A 19,910-nucleotide genomic window follows, 5' to 3' on the forward strand; every position below is an offset into this window, starting at 1 on the left:
TGCGACAACTTGTCGCAACCAGCTGCGACAGACTGACGGTGTGGACCCGCTTCGTGTGCGCTCGCATGTGACCAACCCGGCGTTGCCTTGATGCTGAGAGGCTCAACACCGAGCGCCACACCTTCTCTGTCGGATATATCAAATGAGAGGGGGAAGGCTATTGCATAAGCCGATGCTTATGGCACGAATTTCGCTGCTCTTCGCGTCACGCAGGTTGATGATGCGGTGCAGCATCGGATGCTATCGGGTTGGAAGCACGCAACGTGGCTGCACAGGGGTTTGTCAGGCTTGCGCGGGGACCCGCGGCAGGCTAGATTCGCTTATGCAAAAACCCCGCAAGCGGTGCGATCGCATCACCGGGGTTGTGTTCAACCAGGAGACCTGCATGAGCCAGCCGAAGACCCCTGCGCCACGCCAAACCCCCCCCAAACTCAACCGTCGCACCTTGTTCGCCGGAGCGTCCACCGTGGGCGCGCTGGCCGCGGTCGCCACGGTGTTGCCCAAGGCGGCGGACAGAGCGGCGCCGAGCATGGTGAGCAAGCCTGCGCCAGAGCGTGGCGGCGGCTACAGCCTGACGGAACACGTCAAACAGTATTACAAGACCACGATGATCTGAGCCGCTGAGGAGATTCGACATGATGCTGACCAAAAAAACCTCTGGTGCCCATGGCACCCGCTCGCACAACTCGCTTGTGCACAGCCTGCAGCGTGGCCTCTCGGCCGCATTGCCCACCATGGACCGCCGTGGTTTCCTGCGCCGCTCCGGTCTGGGCGTTGGCGTCGGACTGGCTGCCTCTCAGCTCGCGCTGGTGAAGAAGGCCGATGCTGCGGGTGCGAAGTCCGCTGACGGCACCGGCAAGATCGAAGTCAAGCGCACCATCTGCACCCACTGCTCGGTGGGCTGCGCGACGGATGCCATCGTGGAAAACGGTGTCTGGACCCGGCAGGAGCCCGTGTTCGATTCGCCCATCAATCTCGGCGCGCATTGCGCCAAGGGCGCAGCCCTGCGTGAGCACGGTCACGGCGAGTACCGCCTTCGTTACCCGATGAAGCTGGTCAACGGAAAGTACCAGCGCATCAGCTGGGATACCGCGCTGGAAGAGATCAGCGCCAAGATGAAAGAGTTGCGCACGGCCAGTGGCCCGGATTCGGTCTACTTCGTGGGTTCCTCCAAGCACAACAACGAGCAGGCCTATCTGCTGCGCAAGTTTGTGAGCTTCTGGGGCACCAACAACTGCGATCACCAGGCGCGCATCTGCCACTCCACCACGGTGGCTGGCGTCGCGAACACCTGGGGCTACGGCGCCATGACCAACTCGTACAACGACATGCAGAACAGCAAGTGCGCGTTGTACATCGGCTCTAACGCCGCCGAGGCGCACCCGGTGTCCATGTTGCACATGCTGCACGCCAAAGAAATCGGTTGCAAGATGATCGTGGTTGATCCGCGCTTCACCCGCACGGCGGCCAAGGCAGACGAATACGTGCGCATCCGGTCCGGCACCGACATTCCGTTCCTGTTTGGTTTGGCGTACCACATCTTCAAGAACGGCTGGGAAGACAAGCAGTACATCAACGACCGCGTTTACGGCATGGAAGCGGTCAAGGCCGACATCATGGCCAAGTGGACGCCCGACAAGGTCGAAGAGGCCTGTGGCGTGGGCGAGGCTCAAATGCTCAAGGTGGCCAAGATGATGGCCGAGGCCAAGCCTGCCACCATCGTCTGGTGCATGGGTCAGACGCAACACACCATCGGCAACGCCATGGTGCGTGCATCCTGCATCCTGCAGCTGGCCCTGGGCAACGTCGGCAAGAGCGGGGGCGGCACCAATATCTTCCGCGGCCACGACAACGTGCAGGGCGCGACCGACGTCGGCCCCAACCCCGATTCGCTGCCGGGCTACTATGGCCTGGCCGAGGGCTCCTGGAAGCACTACGCCAAGGTTTGGGGCGTCGAGTTCGACTGGATCAAGTCGCAGTACGCCGAGGGCATGATGACCAAGCCGGGCATCACGGTGTCGCGCTGGATCGACGGTGTGCTGGAGAACAACGAGCTGATTGATCAGGAGTCCAACCTGCGCGGTGTGTTCTTCTGGGGTCATGCGCCCAACTCGCAGACCCGCGGTTTGGAGATGAAGCGCGCCATGGACAAGCTGGATTTGCTGGTGGTGGTGGACCCGTATCCATCGGCCACTGCATCGATGGCGGCCATGCCCGGCAAGCCGGAGGACCTGAACCCCAACCGCGCGGTCTACCTGCTGCCTGCAGCCACGCAGTTCGAGACCAGTGGATCCTGCACCGCTTCAAACCGCTCCATCCAGTGGCGCGAGCAGGTGATTGAGCCGCTGTGGGAGAGCCGCAGCGACCACATGATCATGCATCAGTTTGCCGAAAAGCTGGGCTTCGGTGCCGAGCTGTCGAAGAACTTCAAGATGCAGAAGGTCAAGGGCATGGACGAGCCCGTGATCGAAGACATCCTGCGCGAAATCAACGCCTCGGTCTGGACCATTGGCTACACCGGCCAGACCCCGGAGCGACTGAAGGCGCACATGCGCAACATGGCCGCGTTTGACGTCAAGTCGCTCAAGTGCAAAGGCACGGTGATCGACAAGGAGACCGGTTACGACATGAGCGGTGACTACTTCGGTCTGCCTTGGCCATGTTTTGGCACCGCTGCCATCAAGCACCCCGGTTCGCCTAACTTGTACGACACCTCCAAGCACGTCATGGACGGTGGCGGCAACTTCCGCGCCAACTTTGGCGTGGAGCGCGACGGTGTGAGCCTGCTGGCCGAAGATGGATCGCACTCGGTGGGCGCCGAAATCACCACCGGCTATCCCGAATTCGACCACGTGCTGCTCAAGAAGCTGGGCTGGTGGGATGACCTGACCGATGCCGAAAAGACGGCAGCCGAGGGCAAGAACTGGAAGACCGATCTCTCTGGTGGTATTCAGCGCGTGTGCATGGCGCACGGCTGTCACCCGTTTGGCAACGCGAAGGCGCGCGCCGTGGTCTGGAACTTCCCAGATGCGATTCCGCAGCACCGTGAGGCGCTGTACGGCATTCGTCCCGACCTGGTGGCCAAGTACCCCAGCCACGACGACCAGAAGACCCGCTGGCGCCTGCCCATCCTGTACAAGTCGCTGCAGCAGAAAAACGTGGACGACAAGGTGCACGAGAAGTACCCGTTGATCATGACCTCGGGTCGTCTGGTCGAGTACGAGGGCGGTGGCGAAGAAACGCGCTCCAACCCCTGGCTGGCCGAGCTGCAGCAGGAGATGTTTGTCGAGCTCAACCCGGCCACGGCGACTGCGCGGGGCATCCGCAACGGCGAGCGGGTCTGGGTCACCAGCCCAACCGGTGCGCGCATCAACGTGCAGGCGCTGGTGACCGAGCGGGTCAGCCCAGACACGGTTTTCCTGCCGTTCCACTTCTCCGGCCACTGGCAGGGCGTGGACATGAAGCCGTACTACCCCGATGGCGCCATGCCGGTGGTCCGTGGTGAGGCGGTGAACACCGCCACAACCTACGGCTACGACATCGTGACCATGATGCAAGAGACCAAGTCCACCGTTTGCAACGTCGAAAAAGCCTGAGGAGTCCACGATGGCACGAATGAAATTTATCTGCGACGCCGAGCGCTGCATTGAATGCAATGGCTGCGTCACCGCCTGCAAGAACGAGCATGAAGTGCCCTGGGGTGTGAACCGCCGCCGTGTGGTCACGCTCAACGATGGTGTGCCTGGCGAAAAGTCGATCTCGGTGGCCTGCATGCACTGCAGCGACGCACCCTGCATGGCGGTCTGCCCGGTCAACTGCTTCTACCGCACCGACGAAGGCGTGGTGCTGCATGACAAGGATGTGTGCATCGGCTGTGGCTACTGCTCCTACGCCTGCCCATTTGGCGCACCGCAGTTCCCCTCTGCTGGCACCTTCGGGGTGCGCGGCAAGATGGATAAGTGCACCTTCTGTGCCGGTGGCCCTGAGGCTCATGGCAGTCAGGACGAGTTCGACAAGTACGGGCGCAACCGCCTGGCTGAAGGCAAGCTGCCGGCGTGCGCAGAAATGTGTTCGACCAAAGCGCTGCTCGCCGGTGATGGCGACGTGGTCGCTGACATCTTCCGCAACCGGGTGCTCACGCGCGGCAAGGGCGCAGAAGTCTGGGGCTGGGGCACTGCTTACGGCACAGCACAAGGACAGAAATCATGATGCGACGCTTCTCTCTCATTTCGCTGGCGTGTGCCGGGCTGCTGGGCCTGGCGGCCTGCGGTCAGTCTGCCCAGGAAAACGCCACCGGCCAGGCGATCAAGGACGATGGTGCGCCGTACACCGGTGTGGGGCAGAGCCAGTACGCCCAGGGCGGCTGGAAGGCTGGGGATCGCAACAGCTGGGAGCAGCAGCTCAAGACCCGGGCCCAGTACGGTCAAAACGATTACCAGCGCATCGGTGCGCAGCAACCCTGAGGCTTCTCCATGCCATTCCAACCGAATACTCGTTGGCGTTCTTTGGCGTTGGCCGCGTTGCTGGGGTTGAGCGTTGGCTGGGTCCAGGCCCAGGCGCTCAAGGTCGATCCGGTGCAGGACGATCCGCCACCCGCGGCAGCCCCGGCTCAACCTGCCGCGCAGACAGGCGGCATCCGCAGCGCCAACATCTTTGAGATCGCGCCCGGTGCAGACACCGACCCCAACTACGGCAGTCAGAGCAATGCCGAGCGCGGCCAGGTCCAGCCAGGCAACAACGCGCCCATGTGGCGCGATGTGAGCAAGGGCGTGACTGGCGTGACCAGCCTGCCGTATCTGGAGGCTGGCAACCTGATTCAGGGCTTTGTGCAGTACCCGGGCTCTCGTCACACCACCGCTGGCGAGGCTTGGCGACAGGTGCGAAACAACTGGATCATTCCTTACGGCGGATCCCTGCTGGTCATTGCGCTGGTAGCGGTGGGGCTGTTTTATTTGCGCAAGGGCACGATCCCTCTGCACGGCCAGGAAACGGGTCGGGTCATCGAGCGTTTCACGTACGTGGAACGCGCGGCTCATTGGGTCAATGCCATTGCCTTCGTCGTGCTGGCGGTTTCGGGCATCGTCATGGCCTTCGGCAAGTTTTTCTTGCTGCCGGTCATTGGCCCCACGCTGTTCGGCTGGCTGACGTACGCGCTGAAGAACGCTCACAACTTCGCAGGCCCGCTGTTTGCTGTGTCGTTGGTGGTGGTGATTGTTACTTTTGTGCGCGACAACCTGCCGTCCAAGGGCGACCTCACCTGGTTGCTGAAGGGCGGGGGATTGCTGGGTGACCACGAGGTGCCTTCGCACCGCTTCAACGCGGGTGAAAAGGTGCTGTTCTGGGGTGGCGTGTTCGTCCTGGGGCTGGTGGTGGTCGCTTCGGGCTTGTTCCTCAACCATCTGGTGCCGGTGTTCGAGTACACCCGCGGCAACATGCAAGTCGCACACATGGTGCATGCCGTGGCTTCGGTGCTGATGATGGCGATGTTCATTGGCCATATCTACATGGGTACCGTGGGCATGCAAGGTGCGTACAAGGCCATGAAGACCGGTTATGTCGACGAGACTTGGGCCAAGGAGCACCACGAACTCTGGTACGACGACATCAAGGCTGGGAAGATTCCCGCCCATCGCACCCCGGGCCAGGAAGGCCCGGCCGGTGAGCCCGTCAAAGCCTGATCGCTTTGGTTCAGAAGAACAGCCCAGGAACATTGCCATGAAACATTTCCTTTTTGCGTCTGCCCTTTTGTTCTCCTTGTCGGCCCAGGCCAAGCTTCCCGCGCCGGTCATGGACGATGCAGCCAAGGCGAAAGCGGCCGAAGCCAAGGCCAAGGCCGACCACGGCAACAAGGTAGGTGCCTACAAGCTCTGCCAGTGGCAGGACAAAGCGGCGAGCGCCTATTTCAAGAACGCTTCTACGGCTGGCAAGACCGTCAAGCCTCCGGTGGCCACGGCACCTTGCGTCGATCCCGGTCCGTTCGTGCCGCCGGTGGCTGCTGCTGCTGCGCCCAAGTCCTGAGGCCTCGGCCACACGGTTCCAGACCGTGCACAGGTAAAAGGCCTTCGGGCCTTTTTTCTTGTCGACTGGCAGTGCTGCTTGCGGCCCTCTTGTCAGGGGGGTTCTGCAGCTGATCTCATACTGACGGTCTTTTTGCCGAACTTACTCGTCATGTCCACTACCGACACACCAGTCCCCTCACCATCCGAGTTCATGGCCAGCGGCGGCCTGCCTGAGCTGACCCAGGCTCAGGCACCGCTGACCCAGACGGTGGCGGTGGTCAATGAATTCGGGCAGCACGGTACCGTGTCTATCCCGGCCGAGCGCGATCTCACGGTGTACGTCGACAAGCGCGAGCTGGTGACCTTGATGACCCTGGGCGCGCATCCGGAGTGGCTGGTGCTGGGCTATCTGCTGAACCAGCGGCTGGTGGGTTCGGTGGAGGAGATCGAGTCGATCACGGTCGACTGGGAGGTGAATGCCGCTTCGGTGAAGACCCGTCATGGCATCGAGCGCATCGAAGAGCGCACAGCCAAGCGCGTAGTGACCACGGGCTGCGGGCAGGGCAGCGTGTTCGGTAACCTGATGGACGAGATCGACAACATTCGCCTGCCTGATGATGTGGTGCTGCGCCAGTCGCAGCTGTATGGCATCGTCAACGCCATTCGCCTGAAGGAGAGCACCTACAAGTCAGCCGGCTCGGTGCACGCCTGTGCGCTGTTTCTCGACGATACCCTGCAACTGTTCGTGGAAGACGTGGGGCGCCACAACGCGGTGGACACCATCGCTGGCTGGATGGCGTTGAACGCGTGCTTTTCGCAGAACGGTGACGGCCCTCCCCAAGGGCAAAAAGTCTTCTACACCACCGGTCGCCTCACCAGCGAGATGGTCATCAAGTCGGCTCAGATGGGGGTGGCGGTGGTGGTCTCTCGCAGTGGCATCACCCAGATGGGGCTGGATGTGGCGCAGCAGGTAGGCTTGTGCGCCATCGGGCGGGCCACCAACAAGCGATTCCTCTGCTACGCAAATGCACAGCGTTTGATCATGGACGCGATGCCCGCTGAGCCTTCGATCACAGTGCCGGGCGAACGCGTCTCCAGCGACGTCTGAATCGGGACACGGCGGTCCTACACTTGGGCGCTTCATGCCCACAGGCGTTGACCCGTGCCGCATCAAGTGATCGATGCAGCCACCCCAGAAAGTCCCCCATGAGCCGAGACGTCCACGTCATCAACCATCCCCTGGTCCAGCACAAGCTCACGCTGATGCGCCGCAAGGACACCAGCACCAAGAGCTTTCGCGAGCTGGCGCACGAGATCAGCATCCTGCTCGCTTATGAGCTCACGCGCGACATGCCGATGCAGGAGATCCAGATCGAGACTCCGCTGGAGACCATGACCTCGCGCATCATCGACGGCAAAAAGGTGGTGCTGGCCTCCATCCTGCGTGCGGGCAACGGCTTTCTCGACGGCATGCTGCAGGTGCTGCCGGCTGCGCGCGTGGGTCATATTGGCCTCTACCGCGACCCGGCCACGCTGCAGGCGGTCGAGTACTACTTCAAGATGCCCCAGGACATGGGTGAGCGCGACGTGATCGTGCTCGACCCCATGCTGGCCACTGGCAACTCGGCGGTGGCTGCGGTCACGCGCCTGAAGGCTACCGGCCCGCGATCGATCCGCTTCGTCTGCCTTGTTTCCTGCCCCGAAGGCATCCAGACCTTTCACGAACACCATCCGGACGTGCCCATCTACACGCCGGCCATCGACCGCGGACTGAACGAACACGGCTACATCGTGCCCGGCTTGGGCGACGCGGGTGACAGGATTTTCGGCACGAAGTAGGCTCACCCGTCCTCCGTCGCTTCGCTGCGCCCCTCAAGAGCCAACGCTGGCCGACCGGCGGAGCTGGATCGGCGGCGACTGTCGTGAAGTCGTTTCCATGCAGGGCGTATTGATCCCAGCAGTTCGCTTGTGCCGTGTTGGCGCTGAATAGGCCGTTTTCGGCGTGGCTGGTGCGGATGCGATAAGGTCTCGCCATGGAAAACCGATCTCCCACATTCTGGCAACTCGGCTGGCGCTCGCTCTGGCGCGACTGGCGGGCGGGGGAGCTGCGGCTTTTGGTGCTGGCTGTGACCTTGGCCGTGGCTGCGTTGACAGCAGTGGGATTTTTTGCGGACCGGCTGCAAAACGGACTGGCGCGCGACGCACGGGCGCTGATCGGCGGCGATGCGGTGCTCAGCAGCGACAACCTGCCGCCGCCCGCGTTTGAAGCCCAGGCCAAGGCCCTGGGATTGCAGACCGCGCAAACGCTGGGATTCCCCACCATGGGGCGAGCGCCCGACGATCTGGGTGGAGCCGCTCGCCTGGTGGCGCTGAAATCTGTGGGCGAAGGCTATCCGCTGCGCGGAACCGTGCGCGTGGCCGAGGCGCCTGAAGGACTGGATGTGGCGACCCGCGAGATTCCCGCGCCGGGCACGGCCTGGGTGGATGCGGCCTTGCTGGTGGCGCTGGACCTGAAGATGGGACAGCCGGTGTTGCTGGGCGACGCTGCATTCACGCTCAGCCGCATCATCGTGGTCGAGCCCGACCGGGGTGCCGGCTTCATGAGTTTTGCGCCGCGCGTGATGATCAACGCCGCCGACCTGCCAGCTACGGGTCTGGTGCAGCCGGCCAGCCGGCTCAACTACCGCCTGGCGGTGGCCGGGGACGAAGCTCCGGTGGCGGAGTTCACACGCTGGGCCGAGGCTCAGCTCGAGCAGCCGGGTGTACGTGGGATGCGGCTGGAGTCGCTTCAGGGCGGGCGCCCCGAGATGCAACAAACGCTGGAGCGGGCGGAAAAGTTTCTGAATCTGGTGGCCTTGCTGGCGGCGCTGTTGTGCGCGGTGGCAGTGGCGATCGCAGCGCGCGGTTTTGCTCAGCGTCACCTGGACGACTGCGCCATGCTTCGTGTGCTTGGCTTGTCACAAGCGTCGATGGCACGCGCCTACACGCTGGAATTTGCGCTGGTCGGGCTGTTTGCCAGTGCGCTGGGTGTGGCGCTGGGCTACGCGGTGCATCACGCGTTTGTGATCCTGCTGGCCGGACTGGTTGAGGCCAGCCTGCCTGCGCCCAGCCTGGCGCCGGTGGCACTCGGCCTGGGCATGGGCCTCACGCTCATGTTGGCCTTTGGCCTGCCGCCCGTGTTGCAGTTGGCTCAGGTGCCGCCGCTGCGCGTGATCCGGCGCGACGTGGGCCAGCTCAAGCCAGCCACCTTGGCCGTATTGGGCCTGGGCGTGGCCGGTTTTGGTGCGCTCCTGCTGGCGGCCAGCCGAGACCTGCTGCTGGGTGCGATCGCAGTCGGTGGATTTGCAGCGGCGGTGCTGCTGTTTGCAGCGGTCAGCTACGCCGCGGTGCGCTTGCTGCGCGCGAGTGTGAACGAAACCACCGCGCCGCGCGCGCTCATCATGGCCACGCGCCAGCTCAGCGCCCGCCCGGCCTATGCGGTGGTGCAGATCAGCGCGCTCTCGGTGGGCCTGATGGCACTGGTGCTGTTGGTGTTGCTGCGCACAGACCTGATTGCGAGCTGGCGCAATGCCACACCGCCCGATGCGCCCAACCGCTTTGTGATCAATGTGCAGCCCGAGCAGGGCGAGGCCTTCCAGCAGCAGCTGCGCGCCTCAGGCGTGGACGGCTTCGACTGGTATCCGATGATCCGAGGGCGGCTGGTGACCATCAACGGCAAGACGGTGGTGCCCGAAGACTTCACCAGCGATCGTGCCCAGCGCCTGGTCGACCGTGAATTCAACCTGTCCAACACCGCCGAGCTGCCGCCGCACAACCCGGTGATTGCCGGTCAATGGACAGAGAACGAGACCGACGCGCTGAGTGTGGAGGACGGGCTGGCGGAGGAACTGGGCCTCAAGCTGGGCGACCGGCTTGGCTTCGACATCGCCGGTCAAGTCACCGAAGGCCGCATCACCAGCTTGCGCAAGGTCGACTGGGGCTCGATGCGGGTCAACTTCTTCGTGGTCTTTCCGGTGGCCGAGTTGCCCAACGTGCCGGTGAGTTACATCAGCGCATTCAGAGCGCCCGAGGGCAATGCGCAGTTCGACAACAGCCTGGTGCGCGCGTTTCCCAACATCACCAATGTCGACATGAGCCAGACCATTGCTCAGGTGCAGCGGGTGCTGGGGCAGGTGATCAGCGCGATCGAATTCTTGTTCGCCTTCACGCTGGCCGCTGGCCTGGTGGTGCTGCTGGCGGCGATCACCGCCACGCGAGGTGAGCGCGAGCGCGAGTTTGCCATCCTGCGCGCGGTGGGGGCGAGTTCGGGGCTGCTGCGCCAGGTGCAGCGCATCGAACTGCTGGGCGTGGGTCTGCTGGCGGGCTTTCTGGCCTCGGTGGTCGCGGTGGCTGTGGGCTGGGCGCTGGCGCGTTACGCATTTGAGTTCGCCTGGACCGCGTCGCCGCTGGTGCCGCTGGCGGGCAGCGTCGCTGGCGCCTTGCTGGCACTCGCGGCTGGTTGGTGGGGCCTTCGCAGCGTGTTGCGAACGCCGGTGGTGGAGACCTTGCGCAGAGCAACATCATGACCACCCCCGCGTCACCTTCGGCGCCACCGCCTCGAACGGGGACTGGCCGACTGGCAAAGCCAGTTGGGGGGTGCCCTTGGGGGAGCTCCCTCTCTTGCCACCTCCGCGGTCCTGGCGAATCCGGCGCCTTGGCATACCCGAACCACGCGCCGCTGACCTGACATGCCTGAGAACACCGCCAACCCTTCTCCCCAGACCCCGTTTGAATGGGCGGGTGGTGAAGCGGCGGTGCGCGCGTTGGTGGACCGCTTCTACGACCTGATGGACATCGAACCGGAATACGCCGAGTTGCGCGCCGCGCACGGCAACACGCTCGCCGACGCGCGCGACAAGCTGCACTGGTTCCTGTGTGGTTGGCTGGGTGGCCCTCAACACTACACCGAGCGGTTTGGTCACCCGCGCCTGCGCATGCGCCACATGCCGTTTGCCATCGGTGTGCGAGAGCGCGACCAGTGGCTGGCCTGCATGGACCAGGCCATGCAGGAGACCGGGTTGGACCCAACGTTGCGTGAACGCCTGAACCACAGCTTTTTCCAGACCGCCGACTGGATGCGCAACCAGACCGGGGCCCCTTGAATGGCGGCACCGGGGGATCGGGTGGTACGCACCGCGCGGCTTGGCGCCTTGAGCATCACCGCATTTTGGTTGCTGCTGATGGGGTTGTTGTATCTGGGGTTCGACGCTTACGAGCAGCGCCGTTTGGCCAGGTACGCTGCCCACAGCGGCGCCGATGGCGAGCTGGTGATCCCGCGTGGGCCCGATGGGCACTTTCGCGTTGAGGGCCGCGTGAACGGGCAAGCGGTCTCGTTCCTGGTGGACACCGGTGCCAGTTCGGTCACAGTGAGCGAGACGTTCGCTGAGCGCGCCGCATTGACCGGAGGTCGGTCGGTGATCTTTCAGACCGCCAACGGTCCGCTGGCGGGGCGGGTGCTGCGCGATGTGCCGGTGCAGGCGGGACATCTGGCCTTGCCCGGCGCCACGGTGGCGGTCGGCCTGGTCGGCGCCGACACCGACACGGCCTTGCTGGGCCAGAGCTTTCTTTCCCGATACGACATCCAGATTCTGAAATCCGAGATGCGGTTGATGCCCCGTTGAAGAAGCGCTGCACACATCAGCGGTTCCTCAGCGCAGCAGCACCACCAGCGCGCCCGCGCCGCCATCGGCTGGCCGAGCCTGCACAAACGCCATCACCTCGTGCTTTTGCACCAGCCAGCGGTGCACACGGCTTTTCAGCACCGGTACGCGGCCCGGTGACCCCAGACCCTTGCCGTGCACCACGCGCACGCAGCGCAGACCGCTCTGGTGCGATTCGCGAATGAAGCGACCCAGTGCCTCTCGGGCTTCGTCGGTGCGTAAGCCGTGCAGGTCGATCTGGCGCTGGATGCTCCAGCGGCCTTCGCGCAGCTTGCGCACCACGTCAGGCCCCAGCTTGGGCACGCGGTAGCTCAGCAGATCGTCGGTGTGCAGCAAGGTCTCGACGTCGAATTCATCCGACAGGGCTTCGCGCATGACATTGGCCTCGTCGCGCTGGCGCTGTCGCGGCTCGGGTAACGCTGATGAGCGGATGGGTTGCACGCGGCGTGTCGCGCGCAGCGGCAGCACAGGGCCCACTGCGAGCTCGAAGAGCCGCTGTTCTCGGTCCTGCCGTTCTTGCTGCAAGCGTTCGGCCTCGCGCGCTGCCAGTTCGGCCGCCGCCCGCCGGGCGATGGCCTGCTGCAGCGGCTTGAGTTCGGACAACGAACGCAATTTCATGGTGGACCATTGTGTCGCAGACGCGATCACCCTGTGGCCATGGCCTTGTCCGAGCAAGTCGCCCTTGACTTGCTCGTCAGAAGGGGTGAGGCCAGCAGAGGCGCGTGCCTGAACCAGCACGCTCCGTGGAGTCGGCTCTGCCAGATTTCAGGGATGGCATCCTTCAGCGCGCGAGCCGAGCAGCGTCGCAGGGGAGCTGGAGTTAAACCATGCCCAGTTCGGCCATGGAGGTCGCCTGATCCCGCGTCACGATGAAGTGGTCCAGCACGCGAACATCTACCAGCGCCAGCGCCGCCTTGAGCGACTGGGTCAGCGCCTCGTCGGCGCGCGAGGGCTGGGCGGTGCCGCTTGGGTGGTTGTGCGCCAGCACCAGAGCGGCTGCATGGTGGTGCAGGGCGCGCAGGACCACCTCGCGCGGGTACACGCTGGTCTGCGTCAGCGTGCCACGAAACAGCTCCTCCAGCGCGAGCAGCCGGTTCTGGCTGTCCAGAAACATCACCGCAAACACCTCGTGCTGGCGCGCGCCCAGCTGCAGCTGCAGGTACTCGCGCACGGCTCTTGGGCTGTCGAACAGCGGCTGTTGGCGCAGTTCCTGCGCAAGCGCGCGTCGTGCGAGCTCCAGCACCGCCACCACTTCGGCCCGCTTGGCAGGCCCCAGACCCTTGATGGCCTTGAGCGCTTCGATGCCGGTGTGCAGCAGGCCGGCCACGCCGCCAAAACGATCCAGCAGCTCCTGCGCAAGCTGGATCACATGTTTGCCCGGCAGCCCGGTGCGCAGCAGCAAAGCGAGCAACTCGGCGTCGCTGAGCGCCGAAGGGCCTCGCGCCAGCAGTTTTTCGCGCGGTCGCGCGTCCTGCGGCAGACTTTTCAGCCCGTTCGTGACAAGGCCATCCATGGCGTGTGCTCCCGGCGAGGTGCCGCTTTTTACAATACGGGGTTTGGCGCGCCTGAGCGCTCAGCAAGATGATCAGGCACATTGGTGTTCATTCACCCCTCCAACCTCCCCAATCCGTCCATGTCCCAGGTCCAAGAAGGCTCTTTCCTCACGCTGCACTACCGCATGTTGGGGCCCAAGGGCCAGGTCATCATCGACACCTTCGGTGGCCAGCCCGCCACGCTCAGCCTGGGCGCCGGCGAGCTCTCGCCTGCGATCGAGCAGCGTTTGCTTGGCCTGGAGGAAGGCACGCGCGCTGTGATCGAGCTGGCAGCCGGCGAGGCGTTTGGCGAGCGCCAGCCGGAGATGATCCAATGGGTGGCGCGCAAACTGCTGAGCGAGCTGGGTGACCCTCACGAGCAGTATTCGGTGGGTGACGTGGTGCAGTTCCCCACGCCCGATGGCCTGGGCAGCTACGCAGGCGCTGCGGTGCAGGTTCGCGAAGACGGAGCGGTGTTGTTCGACTTCAACCATCCGCTGGCTGGCCAGCCGGTGCAATTTGAAGTTCAGTTGATCGGAGTGTTGTGATGAGTCAGGCTCAGGAGATCGTGTTGGCCGAGCCGCGAGGCTTTTGCGCCGGAGTGGACCGTGCGATCGAAATCGTCGAGCGTGCGCTGGCCAAATTTGGCAGGCCGATTTACGTGCGGCATGAGATCGTGCACAACACCTACGTGGTCAACGACCTCAAGGAAAAGGGCGCGATCTTCATTGAAGACCTGAACGATGTGCCTCCGGGCGCCACGCTGGTGTTTTCCGCCCATGGTGTGAGCAAGGCGGTGCAGGAAGAGGCTCGCCAGCGGGGCTTCACCATCTTTGACGCCACCTGTCCGTTGGTGACCAAGGTCCATGTCGAGGTGGCCAAGCTGCACCGCGAGGGCTATGAATTCATCATGATCGGCCACAAAGGTCACCCCGAGGTGGAGGGCACGATGGGCCAGCTCGACACCGGAATCCACCTGGTGGAAGACGTGGCCGACGTGGCGCGAGTGGCTCCGTCTCAGGAGTCCAGGCTCGCCGTGGTGACGCAGACCACCCTGTCGGTGGATGATGCGGCAGAGATTCTCAGCGCCGTGAAAGCGCGTTTTCCGTTGGTGCGGGAACCCAAGCAGCAGGACATCTGTTACGCCACCCAAAACCGCCAAGATGCGGTCAAGCTGCTCAGTCCCCAGGTGGATGTGGTCATCGTCGTGGGCAGCCCTACCAGCTCCAACAGCAACCGGCTGCGGGAAGTGGCCTGGAAACTTGGCACGGAGAGCTACATGGTTGACAGTGCCGACGAACTGCAGGCGCACTGGTTTGAAGGCAAGGCGCGCGTGGGCCTGACTGCTGGCGCTTCGGCGCCCGAAATCCTGGTGCGCCAGGTGGTCGACCGCATCAAGGCCCTGGGTGCCATCTCGGTGCGCACCATGGACGGCCTCACCGAGACCATCAAGTTCCCCTTGCCCAAGGGGCTGAAGATCGCTGGCGAGGACGCCGAGCCGCTCGATCATCTGCGCTGAACGGCACAGGCACCGCCGGATAACCAGCGGCGCAAAACTACAATCGCCGCATGCTAGACATCGTTCACCTCCGAAAAGACCTCGACACCGTGGTCGCGCGCCTGCAGACGCGCAAGTCACCCCAGCCCTATCTCGATGTGGCCGCCTACCGGGCGCTGGAAGCCGAGCGCAAATCGCTGCAGACCCGCACGGAAGAGCTGCAAAGCCAGCGCAACAGCCTGTCCAAGCAGATCGGCATGTTCAAGGGCAAGGGCCAACACGCCGAGGCCGATGCGGTCATGGCGCAGGTGGGTGAACTCAAGAGCGAGCTCGAGCAATCGGCCCAGCGGCTGGATGCACTTCAGTCCGAGCTGCAGGCCCTGCTGCTGGCGGTGCCCAACCTGCCGCACGAAAGCGTGCCGCTGGGCGCGGGCGAAGAGGGCAACGTGGAGGTTCGCCGCTGGGGTACGCCGCGCAGCTTCGATTTCGAGGTGCGCGATCACGTCGATATTGGCGAGGCGCTGGGTCTCGATTTCGAAACCGGCGCCAAGCTCGCTGGGGCCCGCTTCACCTTCATGCGTGGCCCCATCGCCCGGCTGCATCGCGCCCTGGCCCAGTTCATGCTCGATGTGCAGACGCAGGAACACGGCTACACCGAGTGCTACACCCCCTACATCGTCAACGCGGAGACGTTGCGAGGCACTGGGCAGTTGCCCAAGTTCGAGGCCGACCTGTTTGCCGTCAACAAGGGCGGCCAGGAAGGCGCCGAGGACAGCCAGCAGCTCTACCTGATTCCCACCAGTGAAGTCACACTGACCAATGTGGTGCGCGACACCGTGCTGGCTGAGGCCGAGCTGCCGATCAAGCTCACCGCCCACACCCCGTGTTTCCGCTCAGAAGCTGGCAGCGCGGGCCGCGACACGCGAGGCATGATCCGCCAGCACCAGTTCGACAAGGTCGAGATGGTGCAGATCGTGCACCCCGATCGGAGCTACGAGGCACTTGAGGCCATGACCGGCCACGCCGAGGCCATCCTGCAAAAGCTCGGCCTGCCGTACCGCGTGATGAGCCTGTGCACCGGCGACATGGGCTTTGGTGCCAGCAAGACCTACGACCTCGAAGTCTGGGTGCCGGCGCAGGGCACCTATCGCGAGATCAGCTCCATCTCGAACTGCGAAGCCTTCCAGGCGCGGCGACTGCAAGCGCGCTTCAAGAATGCCCAGGGAAAAAACGAACTGGTGCACACGCTCAATGGGTCGGGTCTGGCCGTGGGCAGAGCGCTGGTGGCCGTGCTGGAGAACTACCAGCAGGCCGATGGCAGCGTGCAGGTGCCTGAGGTGCTGCGGCCTTACCTGGGTGGTCTGGAGCGGCTGAGCGGCTGACGGGTTCGACTTCGGAATGCAAAAAGCCCGGCATGCCGGGCTTTTTTGGGAGTCGCTTTTGGCGGAGAAGGAGGGATTCGAACCCTCGGTACAGTAGAAACTGTACGCCGGATTTCGAATCCGGTGCATTCGACCACTCTGCCACCTCTCCGCGTCGAAGCCTAAGATTCTAGCAGTGCGCAGGCCTGCTTTTCAGGTAATCGATCCGCAGCAGTGCGGTGCGACAATGACGAACCTTGCTCCATCGCCTCGCCCATGCTTGTTGATACCCAGCCGGCCACCCATCAGCATCTGCCTGCCTCACCCGAGGTGCGCGAGGAGTGGGTCAACTCTCAGCTGATCGGCGTGGTCATGGATGGCGCCATGCCGGCGCTGCTGGCCGCTGCCGGTGCCTTGCCCATCATGGTCTACCTGATGATGGGCGAGGTGCACCCCTCCGTGCTGGCGCTCTGGGCGGGCACCCTGGGGGCGGTACTGATCTACCGCTTTCGCATGATCGGGCAGTACCGCCTGCGCTACGACAGCGTGGAAGGCCCGATGCGAATGACCTTCATCGATCGTTATGGCTGGACCTGGGGCGCGGTGGGCCTGTTGTGGGGCCTGTCGGTTGCCATCACTTTCCAGCAGGCCAGCGTGCAGACCCAGTTCATCGTCGGCGTGGTGATCCTGGGTCACGGCATGATCTCGCTGACCTCGTTTGCGCCCTACCTGCCGCTGCTGCGGCAATACACCAACATGCTGATCGGTGCTTCGCTGGCGGGTCTGGTGCTGCCCGATCTGCTGGGTGTCGCGCTGCAAACCGATCGCCAGCTCGTGGTGGTGATCGTCTTGCTGATGCTCATTTTCTGGTGGCTGTTGCGTATTGCAGGCGAACGCCTGCACCAAGTTCACCGCGCCAGCTTCGAACTGCAGTTCTCCAATCAGGAACTGATCGACTCCCTGACCCAGCAGACCCGCGCTGCACTGCGCGCCGTGGCGACCAAGAACCGGTTTCTGGCCTCGGCTGCCCACGACCTGCGCCAGCCGGTGCACGCGCTCAGCCTCTACGCCGACTGGCTGGCCAGCGAACCTGAAATGGCGAGTGACATTGCCCCGCGCATTCTTCAGTCCACGCGAGCCATCAACGAGCTGTTCGATTCGCTGTTCGACCTCACCCGCATCGACGCCGGCAACTACAAGGTGCGGCTGCAGCATGTGGACGTGCAGCAGCTGTTTGCCGATGTGGCGATGCAGTTTGAACCCGTGGCCCGCTCCAAATCGCTGAAGCTTCGCACCCACACCCGGCCCACCACGATCTGGGCCGATCCGGTGGTGCTGCGGCGCATGTTGGGCAACCTCGTGTCCAACGCTTTGCGCCATACCCAGGCGGGTGGCGTGCTGTTGGCCTTGCGCCATCGCGAGGACATGCTGGTGTTTGAGGTCTGGGACACAGGAGTGGGCATTGCTCGCGAACACCAGCAGGCCATCTTCCAGGAGTTTTTCCGGGTCTCACAGCACCACGGCACCGAGGACAGTCTGGGCCTGGGACTGACCATCGTCTCCAAGCTGGCGACGCTGATGGGCTATCAGCTGGCACTGAACTCGGTCGCTGGTCGAGGCAGTGTGTTCCGGGTGATGTTGCCTGCCTTCACACAGACCAAACCGGACGAGGCACCCGAGGCCACCCTGGTGCGCGCCACCGCCTGAGCCTGAGTCGGCGGCAGAGGCGAAATCAGTGGTCGAGCAGACCGGCTGTTCGCGCCAGGTGGCTGGCTTGCGAACGGCTCTTGACGTTGAGGCGGCGGAACAGGCGCCACAGGTGCACTTTCACCGTGTGTTCACTGATCTGCAGTTGTTCTGCGATATCCCTGTTGGACAGCCCACGGTCGAGCATCACCAAGAGCTGCTTCTGGCGCTTGGAGAGCTTGTCGGGCACGGTGGGCGCATTTTCGTCTTCGACCTCTTCGGTCAGGAATTCGCGCAAGACCTTGGCGATCTGTGCGGCGCCAGCGGATTTCTCCACGTAGGCGTCGGCACCGGCTTCGCGCGCGAGGTCTTCGTAGTCGGAGGCGGGAGATGCGGACAAGACGATGAGCGAGGTGTCGGGCAGCATCTGGCGCACTTCGCGAACGCCCGAGACACCGTTGGTGTCCGGCAGCTTGAGATCGAGACAGACCAGTTCGGGGTCGCCGTGCTCGGCGATCGCCTTGCTGACCGAGGCAAGGCGCTCCAGTTCGACGACCTGTGTGGAGGTGCGCAGGCGGCGCAACAGCATGACGACGGCCTCTCGCATCAGCGGATGGTCATCAATGACAAAAATACTCATGGAAACCCGACGTGTGAAGAATTGTTATCTCAAGACAGAGCATATCGACAAAGGTGGCATTTGGCGATAGTTCATAGCGGCTGATGACCATCCAGCCTCAGGTAAGCGTTTGCTAGCAAAAGGCTTGCCTGTGTTCGTTCTGATGCATGCGAACAGCACATAAGAGCAGGGTATCCGATTCAGGACTTGGCGTCGACCGCGCTGAGTTGCGATAACGCGCTCTTCAGTGCCTCTGGTCCCGCCTGAAAGCTCAGCTGGGCGGACAGATCGTCCAGGCAGGCCAGGCCCTCCTGGCGAATGCGTGCCATCGATTGTGCCGCGGCCTTGGGGGATTCAAAACCCGTGCTTTGCAGCAGCAATTGACCCTGGGCATCGACCAGCTTGAAATAGAAGCGCTGGTCTGCTTCCCGGTACTGTTTGAAGCTGGGCAGCGCCACCTTGCGTCCCGATGCCGTGATTGAGGCTGTTTGGCCAGCGTCGAGTCGCCGCAAACCCACGGCATGGCGCAGGCGGGCGGTGAACGGGCTGGCGATGGCGCGCGCCTTGGCTGCGCCCTGTTGCAGCATCTGTTCAATGCGGGCCGGGTCCTGGATCAGTTCGTCGTAGACCGCTCGCAGTGGCGCGATTTCCTGGTCCAGGCGTTCAAACAGCCGCTGTTTGGCGTCGCCCCAGGCGATGCCTTGGGCAAACGCCTGGGCAAACTCGGCACTTTCTTCTGCGCTGGCAAAAGCCTGAAACAGCTGGAACACCGCCGAACCCGTCACCGCTTTCGGCTCACCCGGTGCTTTCGAATCGGTCAGGATGCCCATGATGAGCTTTCTGAGCTGGTCACGAGGGACAAACAGGGGAATGGTGTTGTCGTAGCTCTTGCTCATCTTGCGACCATCCAGACCGGGCAGCAAGGCCACGTTGTCCTCAATGGCTGCCTCGGGCAGCGTGAAATGATCACCGTAGAGGTGATTGAAGCTGGCCGCGATATCGCGCGCCATTTCGATGTGTTGCACCTGGTCGCGGCCCACAGGGACGGTGTGGGCGTTGAACATCAGGATGTCGGCGGCCATGAGCACTGGGTACATGAACAGGCCGGCGGTGACACCTGCGTCCGGATCCTCCCCGGCGCCGCTGTTCTTGTCCACCGATGCCTTGTAGGCGTGGGCCCGGTTGAGCATGCCTTTGCCGGTCACACAGGTGAGCAGCCAGGTGAGTTCGGGGATTTCGGGGATGTCCGACTGGCGGTAGAAGGTGACCTTTTCGGGGTCGAGCCCGCAGGCCAGCCAGGTGGCGGCAATTTCCAGCGTGGAGCGCTGCACTCGGGCTGGGTCGCCGACCTTGATGAGGGCGTGGTAGTCGGCCAGGAAATAGAAGCTCTCAACCTCGGCCAGGCGGCTGGCGCGTACGGTAGGCCGAATGGCGCCCACGTAGTTGCCCAGGTGGGGGGTGCCCGAAGTGGTGATGCCGGTGAGGACGCGTTGGATTTTCATGAGGAGACAGGGAG

19 protein-coding genes and 1 tRNA gene are annotated in these 19,910 nt (G+C 63.6%); 15 read left to right on the top strand and 5 right to left on the bottom strand.

Features of this window, described 5'->3' with window-relative positions:
* The first annotated feature begins 385 nt into the window (after nucleotides 1–385).
* The 11 genes from QUV25_RS06635 to QUV25_RS06685 all read left to right on the top strand — a co-directional run bounded on the left by QUV25_RS06635 (nucleotide 386) and on the right by QUV25_RS06685 (nucleotide 11,659).
* Complete coding sequence (locus QUV25_RS06635) at nucleotides 386–616, top strand: formate dehydrogenase (RefSeq protein ID WP_300862544.1); 231 nt, start codon at nucleotides 386–388, stop codon at nucleotides 614–616.
* A gap of 19 nt (nucleotides 617–635) precedes the next feature.
* A complete protein-coding gene (locus QUV25_RS06640) occupies nucleotides 636–3,596 on the top strand; it encodes a formate dehydrogenase subunit alpha (RefSeq protein WP_300862546.1) in 2,961 nt (986 codons plus the stop codon).
* 10 nt (nucleotides 3,597–3,606) lie between these two features.
* Complete coding sequence (fdh3B, locus tag QUV25_RS06645; protein WP_300862547.1) at nucleotides 3,607–4,209, top strand: formate dehydrogenase FDH3 subunit beta; 603 nt, start codon at nucleotides 3,607–3,609, stop codon at nucleotides 4,207–4,209.
* Nucleotides 4,206–4,463 (top strand): hypothetical protein, encoded by a 258-nt coding sequence (locus tag QUV25_RS06650; protein ID WP_300862548.1) that lies wholly within the window; start codon nucleotides 4,206–4,208, stop codon nucleotides 4,461–4,463. Before fdh3B ends, QUV25_RS06650 begins: the two co-directional genes overlap by 4 nt.
* A 9-nt stretch (nucleotides 4,464–4,472) precedes the next feature.
* Nucleotides 4,473–5,678, top strand: a complete 1,206-nt coding sequence (locus QUV25_RS06655; protein WP_300862549.1) for a formate dehydrogenase subunit gamma — start codon at nucleotides 4,473–4,475, stop codon at nucleotides 5,676–5,678.
* Between the two features lie 37 nt (nucleotides 5,679–5,715).
* The gene (locus tag QUV25_RS06660; RefSeq protein WP_300862551.1) at nucleotides 5,716–6,018 is read left to right on the top strand and encodes a hypothetical protein; all 303 of its coding nucleotides are present in this window, start codon (nucleotides 5,716–5,718) and stop codon (nucleotides 6,016–6,018) included.
* A gap of 150 nt (nucleotides 6,019–6,168) precedes the next feature.
* On the top strand, nucleotides 6,169–7,107 hold the full coding sequence (locus QUV25_RS06665; RefSeq protein ID WP_300862553.1) for a formate dehydrogenase accessory sulfurtransferase FdhD: 939 nt from the start codon (nucleotides 6,169–6,171) through the stop codon (nucleotides 7,105–7,107).
* Nucleotides 7,108–7,205: 98 nt separating this feature from the next.
* Nucleotides 7,206–7,838, top strand: a complete 633-nt coding sequence (gene upp, locus QUV25_RS06670) for a uracil phosphoribosyltransferase (RefSeq protein ID WP_300862555.1) — start codon at nucleotides 7,206–7,208, stop codon at nucleotides 7,836–7,838.
* A gap of 194 nt (nucleotides 7,839–8,032) precedes the next feature.
* Nucleotides 8,033–10,564: an FtsX-like permease family protein gene (locus tag QUV25_RS06675; protein ID WP_300862557.1), complete on the top strand. Its 2,532-nt coding sequence runs from the start codon at nucleotides 8,033–8,035 to the stop codon at nucleotides 10,562–10,564.
* Between the two features lie 162 nt (nucleotides 10,565–10,726).
* Nucleotides 10,727–11,140 carry a group II truncated hemoglobin gene (locus QUV25_RS06680; RefSeq protein WP_300862558.1) on the top strand — a complete coding sequence of 138 codons (414 nt, stop codon included), beginning with the start codon at nucleotides 10,727–10,729 and terminating at the stop codon, nucleotides 11,138–11,140.
* 48 nt (nucleotides 11,141–11,188) lie between these two features.
* Nucleotides 11,189–11,659, top strand: coding sequence for a TIGR02281 family clan AA aspartic protease (locus tag QUV25_RS06685; protein WP_300862559.1), 471 nt, complete (start codon nucleotides 11,189–11,191; stop codon nucleotides 11,657–11,659).
* A 27-nt stretch (nucleotides 11,660–11,686) separates the two neighbouring features.
* Here the strand turns inward: QUV25_RS06685 and QUV25_RS06690 are convergent, their stop codons facing one another.
* Both QUV25_RS06690 and radC read right to left on the bottom strand, forming a co-directional pair.
* Nucleotides 11,687–12,316 (bottom strand): Smr/MutS family protein, encoded by a 630-nt coding sequence (locus QUV25_RS06690; RefSeq protein ID WP_300862562.1) that lies wholly within the window; start codon nucleotides 12,314–12,316, stop codon nucleotides 11,687–11,689.
* Nucleotides 12,317–12,518: 202 nt separating this feature from the next.
* Nucleotides 12,519–13,211, bottom strand: a complete 693-nt coding sequence (gene radC, locus QUV25_RS06695) for a DNA repair protein RadC (RefSeq protein ID WP_300862564.1) — start codon at nucleotides 13,209–13,211, stop codon at nucleotides 12,519–12,521.
* 120 nt (nucleotides 13,212–13,331) lie between these two features.
* On the opposite strand from radC, the gene QUV25_RS06700 reads away from it, so the two are divergent.
* Genes QUV25_RS06700 through serS form a run of 3 tightly spaced genes read left to right on the top strand, consistent with a single transcriptional unit; the run spans nucleotide 13,332 to nucleotide 16,110 of the window.
* Nucleotides 13,332–13,778, top strand: coding sequence for an FKBP-type peptidyl-prolyl cis-trans isomerase (locus QUV25_RS06700; RefSeq protein ID WP_300862565.1), 447 nt, complete (start codon nucleotides 13,332–13,334; stop codon nucleotides 13,776–13,778).
* Nucleotides 13,778–14,749, top strand: coding sequence for a 4-hydroxy-3-methylbut-2-enyl diphosphate reductase (gene ispH, locus QUV25_RS06705; protein ID WP_300862566.1), 972 nt, complete (start codon nucleotides 13,778–13,780; stop codon nucleotides 14,747–14,749). Before QUV25_RS06700 ends, ispH begins: the two co-directional genes overlap by 1 nt.
* A 50-nt stretch (nucleotides 14,750–14,799) precedes the next feature.
* Nucleotides 14,800–16,110: a serine--tRNA ligase gene (gene serS, locus QUV25_RS06710; RefSeq protein ID WP_300862568.1), complete on the top strand. Its 1,311-nt coding sequence runs from the start codon at nucleotides 14,800–14,802 to the stop codon at nucleotides 16,108–16,110.
* Between the two features lie 59 nt (nucleotides 16,111–16,169).
* On the opposite strand, the gene QUV25_RS06715 is transcribed toward serS, so the two are convergent.
* Nucleotides 16,170–16,261 (bottom strand) — tRNA-Ser (locus QUV25_RS06715).
* A 104-nt stretch (nucleotides 16,262–16,365) separates the two neighbouring features.
* Here QUV25_RS06715 and QUV25_RS06720 point away from each other — a divergent pair.
* Complete coding sequence (locus QUV25_RS06720; protein WP_300862571.1) at nucleotides 16,366–17,796, top strand: HAMP domain-containing sensor histidine kinase; 1,431 nt, start codon at nucleotides 16,366–16,368, stop codon at nucleotides 17,794–17,796.
* 25 nt (nucleotides 17,797–17,821) lie between these two features.
* On the opposite strand, the gene QUV25_RS06725 is transcribed toward QUV25_RS06720, so the two are convergent.
* Together QUV25_RS06725 and QUV25_RS06730 are read right to left on the bottom strand one after the other, a co-directional pair.
* Nucleotides 17,822–18,415 carry a response regulator transcription factor gene (locus QUV25_RS06725; RefSeq protein ID WP_300862573.1) on the bottom strand — a complete coding sequence of 198 codons (594 nt, stop codon included), beginning with the start codon at nucleotides 18,413–18,415 and terminating at the stop codon, nucleotides 17,822–17,824.
* 179 nt (nucleotides 18,416–18,594) lie between these two features.
* Entirely contained in the window at nucleotides 18,595–19,896 is a 1,302-nt protein-coding gene (locus tag QUV25_RS06730) for a tryptophan--tRNA ligase (protein WP_300862574.1), read from the bottom strand.
* Nucleotides 19,897–19,910: the final 14 nt, after the last annotated feature.

The organism is Hydrogenophaga sp., from assembly GCF_030373245.1.
GTDB lineage: Bacteria > Pseudomonadota > Gammaproteobacteria > Burkholderiales > Burkholderiaceae_C > Hydrogenophaga.